Origin of the sequence: Aquimarina aggregata (assembly GCF_001632745.1) — a bacterium.
GTDB classification, from domain to species: Bacteria; Bacteroidota; Bacteroidia; order Flavobacteriales; family Flavobacteriaceae; genus Aquimarina; species Aquimarina aggregata.
Window position 1 is genome coordinate 249,927 of record NZ_LQRT01000013.1, and the last position, 15,152, is coordinate 265,078.

At 32.8% G+C, this 15,152-nt stretch carries 12 protein-coding genes and 1 other RNA gene; 5 read left to right on the forward strand and 8 right to left on the reverse strand.

What is annotated here, in order from left to right:
- Positions 1 to 151: 151 nt before the first annotated feature.
- The gene (locus AWE51_RS12440) at positions 152 to 535 is read left to right on the forward strand and encodes a hypothetical protein (protein ID WP_066313934.1); all 384 of its coding nucleotides are present in this window, start codon (positions 152 to 154) and stop codon (positions 533 to 535) included.
- A gap of 10 nt (positions 536 to 545) precedes the next feature.
- Here AWE51_RS12440 and AWE51_RS12445 read toward each other — a convergent pair whose 3' ends face one another.
- From AWE51_RS12445 to AWE51_RS12460, 4 genes are all read right to left on the reverse strand, one after another.
- Positions 546 to 1,877, reverse strand: a complete 1,332-nt coding sequence (locus AWE51_RS12445) for an amidohydrolase family protein (protein WP_066313935.1) — start codon at positions 1,875 to 1,877, stop codon at positions 546 to 548.
- A gap of 44 nt (positions 1,878 to 1,921) precedes the next feature.
- Positions 1,922 to 3,433: an alanine/glycine:cation symporter family protein gene (locus AWE51_RS12450; protein ID WP_066313937.1), complete on the reverse strand. Its 1,512-nt coding sequence runs from the start codon at positions 3,431 to 3,433 to the stop codon at positions 1,922 to 1,924.
- Between the two features lie 93 nt (positions 3,434 to 3,526).
- Positions 3,527 to 4,645: a helix-turn-helix transcriptional regulator gene (locus tag AWE51_RS12455; protein ID WP_066313938.1), complete on the reverse strand. Its 1,119-nt coding sequence runs from the start codon at positions 4,643 to 4,645 to the stop codon at positions 3,527 to 3,529.
- A gap of 121 nt (positions 4,646 to 4,766) precedes the next feature.
- Entirely contained in the window at positions 4,767 to 8,201 is a 3,435-nt protein-coding gene (locus AWE51_RS12460) for a methylmalonyl-CoA mutase family protein (protein ID WP_066313941.1), read from the reverse strand.
- A 280-nt stretch (positions 8,202 to 8,481) separates the two neighbouring features.
- Here AWE51_RS12460 and purU point away from each other — a divergent pair, with 280 nt between their 5' ends.
- The 3 genes from purU to AWE51_RS12475 all read left to right on the forward strand — a co-directional run bounded on the left by purU (position 8,482) and on the right by AWE51_RS12475 (position 10,541).
- Entirely contained in the window at positions 8,482 to 9,336 is an 855-nt protein-coding gene (purU, locus tag AWE51_RS12465) for a formyltetrahydrofolate deformylase (protein ID WP_066313942.1), read from the forward strand.
- Positions 9,337 to 9,468: 132 nt separating this feature from the next.
- Positions 9,469 to 10,188 carry a DUF4197 domain-containing protein gene (locus tag AWE51_RS12470; protein ID WP_066313943.1) on the forward strand — a complete coding sequence of 240 codons (720 nt, stop codon included), beginning with the start codon at positions 9,469 to 9,471 and terminating at the stop codon, positions 10,186 to 10,188.
- A 173-nt stretch (positions 10,189 to 10,361) separates the two neighbouring features.
- Positions 10,362 to 10,541 carry a Lacal_2735 family protein gene (locus AWE51_RS12475; protein WP_066313944.1) on the forward strand — a complete coding sequence of 60 codons (180 nt, stop codon included), beginning with the start codon at positions 10,362 to 10,364 and terminating at the stop codon, positions 10,539 to 10,541.
- Positions 10,542 to 10,550: 9 nt separating this feature from the next.
- Here the strand turns inward: AWE51_RS12475 and AWE51_RS12480 are convergent, their stop codons facing one another.
- The 4 genes from AWE51_RS12480 to AWE51_RS12495 form a co-directional block, all read right to left on the reverse strand.
- Complete coding sequence (locus tag AWE51_RS12480; RefSeq protein WP_066313946.1) at positions 10,551 to 11,330, reverse strand: alpha/beta fold hydrolase; 780 nt, start codon at positions 11,328 to 11,330, stop codon at positions 10,551 to 10,553.
- An 88-nt stretch (positions 11,331 to 11,418) separates the two neighbouring features.
- Positions 11,419 to 12,207: an ABC transporter substrate-binding protein gene (locus tag AWE51_RS12485; RefSeq protein WP_066313948.1), complete on the reverse strand. Its 789-nt coding sequence runs from the start codon at positions 12,205 to 12,207 to the stop codon at positions 11,419 to 11,421.
- Positions 12,208 to 12,539: 332 nt separating this feature from the next.
- Entirely contained in the window at positions 12,540 to 13,358 is an 819-nt protein-coding gene (gene pyrF, locus AWE51_RS12490; protein ID WP_066313950.1) for an orotidine-5'-phosphate decarboxylase, read from the reverse strand.
- A 24-nt stretch (positions 13,359 to 13,382) separates the two neighbouring features.
- The gene (locus AWE51_RS12495) at positions 13,383 to 14,588 is read right to left on the reverse strand and encodes an NAD(P)-dependent oxidoreductase (RefSeq protein ID WP_066314643.1); all 1,206 of its coding nucleotides are present in this window, start codon (positions 14,586 to 14,588) and stop codon (positions 13,383 to 13,385) included.
- 154 nt (positions 14,589 to 14,742) lie between these two features.
- Between AWE51_RS12495 and ssrA the strand changes: the two genes are divergently transcribed.
- Positions 14,743 to 15,141, forward strand: a transfer-messenger RNA (tmRNA) gene (gene ssrA, locus AWE51_RS12500).
- Positions 15,142 to 15,152 lie beyond the last annotated feature (11 nt).

Here is a 15,152-nt window from a genome sequence, read left to right on the forward strand (position 1 = left end):
TAAGTACCAATCTGATTTAATATAGAAAATCTTAATTTTTAAATCAAAAAATGGTTTTACAATTAATAATTAAAGCAAATTAGCAAATATGCATTAAAATCAAAATAAAATTTACTTAAAATAACCCTATTTTTGGGAAACCAAATAGAATATGAGACCACAACCAAAAAATAAAAGATTATATAAGAAAGCAAGAGAAATATTGACTCTATCTCGAAGTATTTCTAACTATCTCGTTTATGACATGGCCTCATTACAAAATAATGGTACAGAACATCCTCATATTTATTTTACTGGAGATATTATTAGGCAATCAGATGAATTGGTTCCTAAAATCATTTCAGCAGAAAGTCAGACTTTTCAAGATGATCGAATCAAACATGCTAACTCACTAATCCATATTACGAACAGGTTGTATAAAAATTGTGAGCGGCTTGAACAATCTGATAGTAATGGAAAAGAATTTTTAATTCTTCTTCGAAAAGAACTTAGAAAATTCAGACATCTTCAACGAAGGTGGCTTCTAAGTTTATAAACCATTTTACTTATTTATATCTTTTACCGTGTTTGATTACTATATCTACATCTTGTAAGATATTGATATGTCTTAACACATCTCCTTTTACTGCTATTATATCTGCATATTTTCCAGGCGTAACTGTACCTACTTCATTTGCAACGCCCATCCACAACGACGGCCAGTATGTTGCCGCACGTATTGCGTACATTGGGTCAATTCCAAACTCATTAACCCATACATCTAATTCATTCCAAGTAGATTGACTATGAAACTTCATAGGAATCCCACTATCTGTTCCAATCATTAATACGACACCAGCATCCATTAATTGTTTAATCTTTGTTTCTAATGTTGGTTTTCTGATAGGAGTTAATTGAAAATAAGGCAACTGATCTTTATGCGTAAAACTATTTTTAATATCTGCAATAATCGTATCATGTAATCCCCTATGCCATGAGTCATTATCTAAATGCTCGCCATTATCCCTTACATATTCATAATTGTATAATCCCTCGACTGTAGGGCACCAAAACATAGGTCCTAAATTCATTTGTGCTGTTCTCTCTCTTATAGCATCAATAACATCGTCAGGATACTTTGGAGCAGAAGATAAACCTGTATGTTCAAAACAGTCAACACCAACTTTTAAACCTTGTCTAATTTCTTGAGGTCGATGACCATGAGCTACAACTTTCAGATTATACTTATGTGCAGTATCAACCACTGCTTGCAGTTCTGCTAAAGTCATTTGATCTTGATCAATTAATTTAATACAATCTACACCTGCATCGGCCAATTTTTTAATTTTCTTTTTTGCGTCTTCAACTCCATTAATTCCCCATCGAAAAGCTTCTGTACCCGGATATGGTTTTTTTTGGATAAACGGCCCTGAAACATATAATGTGGCTCCTGGTATCTCACCTTTATTTATTCGATCTCGTACAACGATACTTTCTTTAAGCGGTCCTCCTAGGTCTCTAGCGCTAGTAACTCCTGCCATTAATAACTGTTCTGCCGAAGAGGGCATAATAACTTTTTCTAATAATGGTGGATATGTTTTGTCCCAATACGAATAATCTGCATGTCCATTAATCATTGTATGTACATGCATATCCCATAGCCCTGGTAGTATAGACATTCCTTCGGTAGATATAACTTCTGCCGTATCAGGTATTGTTAGAGTTTCAACAGTACCAACTGCTTGTATCCTATCTCCCTTTACCAAAATAACACTATTTTGTATGGGTGTAGATCCATAACCGTCAATCAAAGTTCCCCCTACCAAAGCCTTTACTTGGTTTTGTTGCGCAAAGGAGAATGCTGTAATAAATACGAGTCCTATTAATAATTTTTGCATGATGAGTTTGTGTTTCTCTAAAGATAAAAAAACTACTTAACATCTCACTTTGTCAAATTTGAAATATTCTGTTTATACCGTATTAACTCTTCTTTTACTTTAGAACTTAGTAAAAACAAGCCAATCATATTGGGAACCATCATTGCAAAAATCATGGCATCACTAAAATCTGTTACAGAATTTAATGTTGCTGCCGCACCTATTACAGTAAAACAGCAAAAGATAGACTTATATACATATTCTGTTTGTTTACCTCTACCAAAGAGATAGCTCCATGCTTGATACCCGTAATACGACCATGAAATCATAGAAGAAAAAGCAAAAAGCATCACTGCAATCGTAAGCAGGTAAGGGAACCAAGAAACCCCACTTTGTAATGCTGAAGCCGTTAACAAAACACCCTGCTCATCATTAATGGCAACTCCTGTGCTTATTTGTCCTGTAATAATCAAGACTAAGGCGGTCATAGTGCACACAATTACGGTATCTATAAAAGGTTCTAGTAAAGCCACTAAACCTTCACTAGCTGGAAATCTAGTCTTTACGGCACTGTGCGCTATTGAAGCGCTACCTACTCCTGCTTCATTACTAAAAGCACCACGTCTTAAACCTTGTACTAACACCCCCACAAAACCGCCAATGACTCCTTGAGGATAAAAAACTCCTTCCCAAATTGCTATCAGTGCTTTGGGAATTTCTGCCCTAAATAGTATTAAAACTGTGAATACTGTTACGATATAGATCAACACCATAAAGGGAACAATCTTATCCGTTACACTGGCTATCTTTTTAATTCCACCAATAATTACAACTCCGACTAATATTGCCATAATAAGGCCAAAAACCCAACCTTGACCATGAATTATAGAATTTTCTGAGACAATTACATGATCAAATAGTTTAAATGCTTGATTTACTTGAAACATATTTCCGCCACCAAAAGAGCCTCCAATACACATAATTGCAAAGAAAATCGATAAAAATTTTCCTAACCTAACATATCCTTTTTCTTTTAATCCTTTTGTCAGGTAATACATCGGTCCACCAAAAACTCTACCATTTTCATCAATCTCTCGATACTTTACACCAAGCGTACATTCCACAAATTTTGATGACATTCCTAAGACACCTATTACAACCATCCAAAACGTAGCTCCTGGTCCTCCTATTGATAACGCTATTGCTACTCCTGCTATATTACCAAGTCCTACCGTTGCAGAAACGGCAGTAGTCAATGCTTGAAAATGACTTACTTCTCCAATATCATTAGTATCTTTTACTTCGTCTTGTGCTTTTATTTTATCTTCTAAGACATCATATTTTCCACGGACTACTTGAAAGGCTGTATAAAAACTTCGGAAATTAATAAACTTAAAATATACCGTAAAATAAGAAGCACCCAATAACAATACTACAGCTACCCAAGGAATACCAACAGATGATGTTATCGGGATTTCTGCAAACATTGCATCTACAAACCAGCCCGTAGCATTACCAAACGTTTGATTAATGTTTTCGTCTAAATTTTGTTGTGAAATAATACAAGGAAGTAACATATAAAAATTTTTAAAGCAAATTGCCTTAAAAACCTATTATACAAAAGGTTAAGCACTACTCAAATTCAACAACCATTATGGTTAACCATAGGGTTACGCATGATCATCAAAAGAAGTATATTTTAAAAAATTATTAGCTCTAGCAAAAGCTATTAATTGCTCTTTTCCATCGGCTCCACTTATGTTTAGTATCTTTTTGATTTGATGAATATGCGTTTGAAATCCATCTGTACTAATATGCATTTCTTGAGCGATCTCTGTATATGATTTATAGCTCCCAAAATGAACTAAATATCCTAAGACTTCTTTTTGTCGATCTGAGAGTTCAATTTTAGTAGTGGATTTTAATGTTTTTAAATCAATTTTTAAAGTTTTGATTGTATCTAAATGACTCTCATTTGCAATAAGTAATTGTTCTTTTTCTTTTATCAACTTTGCCTTTTGTATATTTAATTCATCCACCAAACTTTGCTGTTGCTCTTTTTCAGAAAGAAATTTCCAACTATACAAAAGAATAGAAAACAATAGGATAAATAAAAATTTAAAGGATATCGCAGTAATACTTCCTAAAACGCTCCAAAACTCCTGGTCTATAAACTGTAACACCTTATCCTGTGGTATCATTCGATGGCAAACTGCTATGATAATGAGCACAAACAAAGCAAATGTTGGCAAGTACATAAATCGCATTTGCCTACCTACAAAAGCTTTATTAAGCTCATACAATAAAGAAATTGCTACTAAAATCGAAATCGGGATATCGATTATCCATATAAAATTATTGCTAATCTCGGGGTTACCATAAGACGCTGCCATGAATACAAAAATAATCATCCCCAATACCCCACAAAAAAGTCCTACAAACTCACGAACACTAAAACGCTGTACTAATCGAACTATAATTCCTGGTTTTTTGGGATGTTCTATAGAAGGTAGCGATAGTATAATGCACAATGAATTTGCTAAAGAAATCACTACACCAAAATATATTAGAATTTTATTGGTTGGAGACCAATTTAATCCAATCACAGTAATTAAGTTAAACAATGCCCCTAATCCCCAAACGAAAATTGCTAATCCAAACCACTTGATGCCTTGTATAGCATTTTGATCAGCCCCTCTTAATTTCTCTTTACTAAATATGCGCTGAATCACAACTGCCGAAATAAGACAAACAATTGTAGTTACTGTATATTCTATTGGTTGAAACATAAAGGAGATTATCTGCTAAAGATAAGCAAAGTCCAAAAAAAGAAAAACCCTTATGACAAAGGGTTTTTTTTGTTATCTATTTCAAAGATTTAGTATACTGTAATTTATTACCGAAAATTACTTACATATTTCTTCTATACTGACCTCCTACTTCAAATAAAGCTGCTGTAATTTGACCGAGCGAACACTTTTTACAGACTTCCATAAGTGTTTCAAAAATATTTTGATTATTCACCGCTTTTTCTTGAAGATCTTTTAACAAATCAGAAGTTATCTCTGTATTTCCTTTATGTAGTTCATTCAGCATTGTGATTTGATACTGTTTTTCTTCTTCAGTTGCTCTAATAACTTCTCCTGGAGTTACTGTTGGCGAACCTTTAGAACTTAAGAATGTATTTACACCAATAATCGGAAACTCTCCTGTATGTTTTAAGGTTTCGTAATACAAACTTTCTTCTTGTATTTTACTACGCTGATACATGGTCTCCATCGCTCCTAACACTCCACCGCGCTCTGTAATTCTATCAAACTCTGTTAGAACAGCTTCTTCAACTAAATCTGTTAATTCTTCGATTATAAAAGAACCTTGAATTGGATTTTCATTTTTTGCTAACCCCAATTCTTTATTTATGATAAGTTGTATTGCCATTGCTCTACGTACAGATTCTTCTGTAGGTGTTGTGATTGCTTCATCGTAGGCATTGGTATGCAACGAATTACAGTTATCATAAATAGCATACAAGGCTTGTAAAGTTGTACGTATATCATTAAAATCAATTTCTTGGGCATGTAAAGAACGGCCAGAAGTCTGGATATGATACTTTAGCATTTGAGCTCTAGAATTTGCTCCATATTTGTTTTTTAGCGCTTTTGCCCAAATTTTACGTGCTACACGACCTATTACCGCATATTCTGGATCAATACCATTTGAGAAGAAGAATGATAAATTTGGTCCAAATTTATTAATATCCATACCTCTGCTTAGGTAATACTCTACATAGGTAAATCCGTTTGCTAAGGTTAACGCCAATTGGGTAATTGGGTTTGCTCCTGCTTCTGCAATATGATAACCTGAAATGGATACCGAATAGAAGTTACGCACTTGTTTCTCTATAAAATACTCTTGAACGTCTCCCATTAATCGCAATGCAAATTCTGTAGAGAAAATACAGGTATTCTGTGCTTGATCTTCCTTCAAAATATCAGCTTGAACAGTACCTCGAACCGTATTTAATGTTGTAATTTTAATTTCATTATAGATCGCCTCTGGTAACACTTGGTCACCGGTAACCCCTAATAATAATAACCCAAGTCCATCATTTCCTTCAGGAAGATCTCCTTGATATTTTGGGCGCTCTACTCCTTTTGCTTTATATATTTCTGCAATTTTAGTAGCTACTTCTTCTTCAAGATCATTTTCTTTTATATATTTTTCACAATTTTGATCGATAGCAGCATTCATAAAAAACCCTAACAACATTGGTGCTGGTCCATTAATTGTCATACTCACAGAAGTCATTGCATGTGTTAAATCAAAACCAGAATATAGTTTTTTAGCATCATCTAAACAACAGATTGAAACCCCTGCATTACCAATTTTACCATAAATATCAGGTCTATGATCGGGATCGTTTCCATAAAGTGTTACTGAGTCAAACGCTGTAGAAAGTCGTTTAGCAGGCATACCTAAACTTACATAATGAAAACGACGATTTGTTCGTTCTGGACCACCTTCTCCTGCAAACATACGCGTTGGGTCTTCTCCTGTACGTTTAAAAGGGTATAATCCTGAAGCGTAAGGAAATTCTCCTGGCACATTTTCTTGCAAACACCACTTTAATATATCACCCCAAGCTTGATACTTAGGTAATGCTACCTTAGGGATTTGACTGTGTGATAAGGATTCTGTATGTGTTTCTATTTTAATTTCTTTATCTCTTACTTTAAAAGAATAAATAGGATCCTTATATTTTTTAACTTTTACTGCCCATCCTGTTATAATTTCCCAATTATATGGGTCTAGGTTAAGTTTTACTCTATCAAACTCTGCTAGTAATAGTTTTATAAATGCTAAACTGTCTTCATCTTTGACGTTTCTAAGGTGTTCATCATCAATCCCATTTTTAGACAATCCTATAAAATCTATTTCTGCTACACTACAGATTGTTTTATATATACCATAAAGTTTTTGGGCAACTTCTACTTGGATATCTGCTGTTTTATCATAAGCTCGATTATTCTCGGCAATCTCTGATAAGTATCTAGTTCTACTAGGCGGAATCACAAATATTTTTTCAGACATTTCTTTAGAGATATGAAAATCTGATTGTAGATCAGCACCTGTTTTTTCTACTACTTTATCCATAATGGCTTTGTAGAGTGTATTCATTCCAGGATCGTTAAACTGCGATGCTATTGTTCCAAATACCGGCAGATCATCTTGCGGAGTATCCCATAGTTGATGATTACGCATATATTGTTTTTTTACATCACGCAATGCATCTAAAGAGCCTCTCTTATCAAATTTGTTGATCGCTACTAAATCTGCAAAATCAAGCATATCGATTTTTTCCAGCTGAGTTGCTGCCCCAAATTCTGGAGTCATCACATATAAGGAAGTATCACTATGTTCTAATATTTCGGTATCTGACTGTCCTATACCCGAAGTTTCCAAAATAATAATATCAAATTCGGCTGCTTTAAGCACTTCTATGGCTTCTGCAACATATTTAGATAAGGCTAAATTTGATTGTCGTGTTGCTAGAGAACGCATATAAACTCTTGGTGAATTGATAGCATTCATTCTAATTCTATCTCCAAGCAGTGCTCCTCCTGTTTTTCGTTTAGAAGGATCAACAGATATTAATCCTATCGTTTTTTTTGGAAAATCAATTAAAAATCGACGTACCAGTTCATCTACTAATGATGATTTCCCTGCTCCACCAGTTCCTGTTATTCCAAGAACAGGTGTTTTGGATGTCTTATTTTTAGTATGAATCTGATCTAGTGTATCTTTTGCTATCTCAGGAAAATTTTCGGCTGCAGAAATCACTCTGGCAATAGCACCAATTTCTTTTCCTTCTAAATGATCCACTTCTCCGTTTAAATTATCCCCGATAGGAAAATCAGATTGTTCTACCAGATCATTAATCATACCTTGCAATCCAAGAGATCGTCCATCATCTGGTGAATAAATGCGGGTAATTCCATAATCCATTAACTCTTTAATTTCTTCAGGTAGAATTACACCACCACCGCCGCCAAATATTTTGATATGTGTTGCTCCTTTTTCTTTAAGCAAATCATACATATATTTGAAATATTCATTATGCCCACCCTGATATGAAGTCATTGCTATAGCATTAGCATCTTCTTGAATTGCACAGTTTACAACTTCTTCTACACTTCTATCATGACCAAGATGTATCACTTCTACTCCTGTAGATTGTATGATACGGCGCATAATATTAATAGCAGCATCATGTCCATCAAATAATGAAGCTGCGGTTACTATTCTAACTTTATTCTTGGGTGTATACGGTGCTATTTGTTCCATTGATAATAAAAAGTGATTTTTATGCTGCTAATTTACGAAATATGCATCAAAAAGGATTGTTTTTTTAGAATTATCTAATGCCAATACCTCTTTAAAGCTTTTCATTACTTATAGTTCAAATTTAGCACTATTTCTATTCTCTTTTTTGAAAATTCTGTACTGATATTGGCTATCTATTTCTAATCACTCAAAAACAGCACCTACGACCACAGCTTTGCCCAAAATAATAAGGTAATTTATAGTATTAATAGTATGTTTATTGTTGAAAACACAGATTATAATGAAAAAAACGACGCTACTCATTAATTGCCCAGATAAAAAAGGAATTATTGCAACAGTTACTAATTTTATCTTAGCTAAAAAGGGAAACACTGTATATATAGAACAACATGTTGATCGAGAATTAGGGGAGTTTTTTATGCGTTTAGATTGTGAGTTTGATCATGACGAAGAAAAACTAGCATTGTTTAAAGAATCTTTTAATGAACATGTTGCTAAGAATTACAATATGCATTGGGAGCTTTACAATGCCGAAAAACTTCCAAAGCTAGCATTATTTGTTTCTAAATATGATCATTGCTTATATGATATTTTAGGAAGATATGCCTCTGGAGAGTTAAAGGTTAAAATACCAATTATTATAAGTAATCATAGGGATCTTGAATCAATTGCCAATGCCTTTAATATTCCTTTCAAGCATATCCCTGTATCAAAAGGCAATAAAAAGGAGGCTGAGACTGAACAATTAAAAACGCTAAAAGAGCATAAAATTGATTTTATTGTTTTAGCCAGATACATGCAAATTCTTTCTGCCAATTTTGTGGATCAGTACCCACATAAGATTATTAATATTCACCACTCATTCCTACCTGCTTTTCCAGGAGCCAAACCATATCATTCGGCCTATGAAAGAGGTGTTAAAATTATCGGGGCTACCAGTCATTATGTAACTTCTGATCTTGACGAAGGCCCCATTATAGAACAAGAAATCGTTAGAGTATCACATATCCATAACGTTCAAGATTTTATTCTAAAAGGTCGCGATCTTGAAAAGATAGTATTATCAAGGGCTATTAAACATCATATCGAAAGAAAAGTTCTAGTGTACAACAACAAAACTGTCATTTTTTCGTAAATCACTGTAGTCGTTTGGAAATACTGGGCTTTAAAATCAATATTTTTTTATTTAGGTAAAGATCAAATAATTTTATGCTTAAATTAGTCGTCTAATAGGCGGAAACTATTTTAACCCCAATTATTACTATTTATGAAAAAATCTATCTTTTTACTTTGTATTGTCTTTTTTAGTGGTTGTGCAGAACTTCAACAGGTTGTAAACAACCTCCCGCAGACTACCGGAGGTTTAGGTGGTATCGGAATTAGTAATATTGATATTGCTAATGGGCTAAGAGAAGCTTTAGACAATGGTATTGACAAACAAGTAAATAAGCTCACTTTAAAAGATGGTTTTTATAGAAATGAACTCGTGAAAATTCTTCTCCCTCAGGAGCTACGAAAAGTTGACAAAACATTAAGAGATGTTGGACTTAGTAAACTTGCCGACGAAGGGCTAAAAGTTCTTAATAGGGCTGCAGAAGATGCTGTTAAAGAAGCCACTCCTATTTTTGTAAGTGCAGTCAAACAAATGACATTTACAGATGCTAAACAAATACTTTTAGGTAGTGATAATGCTGCAACTTCATATTTAAAAAATAAAACAACAAGTCCTTTGTATGCAAAGTTTAATCCTGTTATAAATAAATCTTTTTCTAAAGTTGGAGCCGATAAAATATGGGCGAATATTATCAAGAAATACAATGCAATACCTTTGACTAATAATGTGAATCCAGATTTAACAGATTATGTTACACAAGAAGCATTAAAGGGTGTATATACAATGATTGCGGTTGAAGAGAAAGAAATAAGAACCAAACTTAGTTCTAGGTCGACAGATTTATTACGAAAAGTTTTTGCACTACAAGATTAACAAAAAGGCGACCTGCATATCTTCTGAAAACAAATTAGTAACTCTCTTTAAGTTAAACAAGAGTTAAAAAAAGAATCCAATATTTACACAACTTTAAATAATGTTAACTCATTGTTGTGAAACCTTGTTTGTATTATCCTGTACTTTTGTAATGAAGTTTATTAAGATAAGAAATGTTTGCTTGGATTAAACAAAAAACCGAACTACAAAAATTACAGCATGCTTACTGTAAGCTGATGAAGAATGCCTACAAATTAGCACTTACAGACAAAAGTAAAAGTGATAGATTACATGACGAAGCCAATCAGATTTTAAGTCAGATAAAGAAAATTGAAAACCAATCGGTTTTATAAATTACTGGCTTAACATTGTTCTATAAAAGAAATTGTTTCTTTATTAAAAACTTCCGGTTGTTCAACATTTACAACATGCCCTGAGTTTTTAATTACAAAAAGGTGAGACAATTGATGGGCTAGAACTACTTTTTGAACAGAAGGCAAGAATAAATAATCTTCTTCTCCCATAACATATAAAGTTGGTATTTTTATATCCTTAGCTCTAAAAAACCTCAGCAGTGGATTAATTTCTGAAGTTAATCTAAACCAACGAACGAATTCTTTTTGATATAATTTTTTAGCTTCATTTGCGAACAGCAACCTAGATTTTTTATGATTTTTTTTAGGCATTATGATAAATGCAAAAAACTTATATAAAAACATATACGGGATAACAGACTTAAACACAACACCTAACTTCATTAGCACTTGCGATCTAAAGTTAAGTTTCATGATTGCACCTCCCATGATCATACTAGATACTCGACCAGGGTGTTTTTCTGCAAGATTCCTAATCAATATTGTTCCTAATGAAATACCTACAAAATGAGATTTTTCTATTTTTTCTTTATCTATAACCTCAACAATATCTTCTGTTATAGAATCAAAAGTATACTTAGAATTAAACGCATCCTTAAGCACAGGTTTAGAGTTACCATGCCCTCTAAGGTCTAAAAGCAATACGTTAAAGTGTTTTCTAAACTCTCGGACTTGTTTAAACCAAATGGAAGAGCTTCCTCCTGCCCCATGGACAAAAGTTACCCATGCAACATTTTTTGGATGACGGTATACCGAGTAATTAAGCAATATAAAGATTATTTAGTCTGCCAAAAATATAAACTTATTTGGTAATACAACTATGCTTAACAGTATTTATAGAAATGTTTATCTGATATCACTTGCTATGCAAGGTTTTAAAATAAGCAAATGCGCCTAATAGACGAGAACCATACCATGAAAAATATTCTCCGTCTACCAATACCACTTGTGCCTTAGTATTACTATTTTTTATCTCTTTTACATGTTTTTCTGAAAAAGGATAGGGTTCTGATGATAAAAGAATTAAATCGATATCTGTCAAAGATCGTATGTGATCGATTGAAACTTCGGGATACCTTGTTTGATCTTCATATACATTTTCAAAGTTATTTAATTTCAAAAGGTGATTTATAAATGTATTTCCTCCTACAGCCATCCAAGGATCTTTCCAGATAAAATATACGACTCTTTTTTTGGGTAGTTGCTTTATAAAATGATCAAGAGATTCTTTTTCGACCTTAATTTCCGAAATCAATTTATTGGTTTTGGTCTCTATATTAAAAACTTTACCATATTGCTCTATCATTTCAAAAGCATCATATAATGTAAATATGTCAGAAACATGAACAACATATTCTCTTTCTAAAGTTTCAACAATTTCTTTTGTATTCTCTTCTTTATTGCAAAGTATAATATCTGGTTGAAGGGCTTTGATTTTATTATAATTAATTTTTTTTGTCCCCCCAACTATAGTTTTTTCTTTTCTTAACGTATCGGGATGTACACAAAACTTAGTTATTCCTACGATCTTATCTCCCAAACCTAGATCTATCAATAATTCTGTTTGAGAAGGAACTAAGGAAATAATACATTTTGGTGTATTTATAAGATTAATTTCCCTATTTAATTGATCTACGTATACCATGGTTTTATTTCATTACATTACTTTCAAACAAATCATAAAAAAAACATAAATACTTGTAAATCATGTATTTAAAATTGTTTTTTATTTCAAAAACATGTATATTTAAGATTATTACTAATTAAAATTTCGGGGCTATGAATTCAGAATTACTAAATTTTATTATTTACGGTATTATTGCATTTTTCGTAATATTCATTTCTTATGGACTCTACGGATATGCCAGACAAGTATTTAACTCCAACAGACGTTAATTCTATTGTTTACTAATCGGTAATTTAAAATTACTAATAAAGAAGACCAAGAATATCTAAAATATTTTTGGTCTTCTTTTTTTATTTAGAAGTCAATATTTTCTCCATTGCTTTTTGAAGCTCTAGTGCTTTTTTTACTGCAGCTTCGGCATAATCTAAGCCATCTGAAGCATAAATAATTCCTCTTGAAGAATTAATTAATAATCCAACCTGGTGATTTAATCCATATTTACATACATCATCTAAGTTTCCTCCTTGGGCACCTACTCCTGGTACCAATAAAAAACTGTCTGGTATTATTTTTCTGATATCTGATAAATATTCTGCTTTGGTTGCGCCTACAACATACATTAGGTTTTCTGCATTTTTATATGACTTAGAAACCTCTAATACATGTTTATACAACTCTTTTCCTTCTACGTTCTTGGTTTGAAAATCAAAAGCACCTTGATTAGATGTTAACGCTAGCAGGATAGTATGCTTATTTTTAAAAGCCAAGAAAGGTTCTACAGAATCTTTACCCATATACGGTGCTATCGTAATAGAGTCAAAAGCTAAATCTTCAAAGAACGCTTTTGCATACATTGTACTTGTATTACCTATATCACCACGTTTTGCATCAGCAATAGTAAAAAGTTCTGGATAATTAATATTTATATACTGTATTGTTTTCTCTAAAGATTTCCATCCTTTAACCCCGTATGCCTCATAAAACGCAATATTTGGTTTGTATCCAACAGCCAAATGATGCGTAGCATCTATAATAGCTTTATTAAATTCAAAGATTGGATCTTCTTTATCTAATAAATGCTTAGGGATTTTTGTAAGGTCTACATCTAATCCTATACACAAGAAAGATTTCTTTTTATAAATCTGTTGTACTAACTCTTGAGTAGTCATATAATAAATATTCTTTTTTTACAATTATTCTTTACCATCTACATAAGCTTGAAGATAACTAAATGACTTTGTTAGTTTTCCATCCTTAGTCATTCTTGCTTTTTCTAAAACACCATCGATATCATCATTAAAAAAAGCCGGAATAACATGTTCTAAAAACATTTCACCAAAACCTTCACTAGCGTCTTTTGGCAGTTCACACGGAAGATTATCTACAGCCATTACCACTATTGCTTTTGGATCTTTATAATCTATTTCTAAGCCCGTCTGGGGATCATAACCATATATTGGGTCTGCAATCGTTGAGGCTTTTATAGTACTAGCAACAGGACCATCTATATCACAAGAAATATCTGCAACTACTTTAATATTAAAACCTTTGGATCTAACATCTTCTTTTGTATAAATAAAAGGAGCTCCATCTCCATAAAAATGGCCCGCAATATATAAGTCACTAACTTCTGCAAATTTCATAAAATCGCCTACATATTCTTCTGGATTTTTATAAAAATCATTCTTATCTAAATCATCACCGTCTTTCCTTTTGTTATAATCTAACACATCTATTTGCACATAAACGGGCTCTCTAAACTCATTATTTAGATATTCATCAACAGTAACTTCTTTGATTTTCATAGCATCCAAAATTTCTTTGGCACCATTACCCACTTTACCATTACCTGTAAGTACAATCTTAATATTAGGTAGCTTGATTTTTGAGAGCTGTACTTCTAAAGCATGTTGATCACTAAGTGTTTCTGCTTTAGGAAGAAAAAAACTATCATCTCTTAGCCCCCAAGCTCTAAATGCATTGTAAGCTCCAACAATACCAGCGTATCGACCAAAACCAATAAGCCTGAATCCTCTTGATCCTACAATCGTTTCATGATCATAAAACTCAATATTCTTTTCTAGAATTGCTCTAAGTAAATTTCTATTGTACGGTTGTTTCTTAATCGTATGAGAGAAGAAAAAATATTTTTTATTAGGCACTAATGCTTCGATAGGCACCTCTTTAACCCCTAGTAATACATCGCAATGCGACATATCATTAGTAACTTCGAAACCGGCTGCTGTATATGATGCATCTTCAAAAACTCTAATATCAGAGTTTTCAACAGTAAAAGAAGCTTTTGGAAATTTTGATATTGTGTTTTTTAAGCCATTTGGTGAGAAAACGACACGACGATCTGGCGGGTTTTTACGTTCTTTAATAATACCGAACTTGATCATATGTAATTGGTATGTATTTTGTATTATAAAATTGCGGTTAAAGATATGACAATTATATGTATCTTTGCCGACCTTTGATTTTTTAATCAAATTATAAATAGTAGTTGTATATTGTTTATCTATAATGATCAATTTCAAAGAAAATACTATTGGGGTCGACTGGTTTTGACAGCGAGATTAATAGAGTGGTAAGCACGTCGAGCGCTGAGATACAGCTCGTAAATATCATATTTCAACTTTTTTAAACGGCGAGAATAACTACGCCCTAGCTGCATAATCTGAATTTTAGTAAGATAATGCCTCGGTCTACAAGGTAGACAAGCAGGATACTCTTCAAAAGCCTTGGTTTATGGCGTTTGGTTTTGAGTATCGTAAAAGTAAACCTAGAAATTATAGAGTCTTGATATAATTTCGAAATCTAATTGAGAATAAGCGATAGGTTGGCGGTTTTTGGTCTTTCTTATCGACGAAAATTAAACAAGAACTAAGCGTGTAGAAAGCTATTGTATTACTTGTTTGGACGAGGGTTCGAATCCCTCCGACTCCACTTTAAAAATCCGT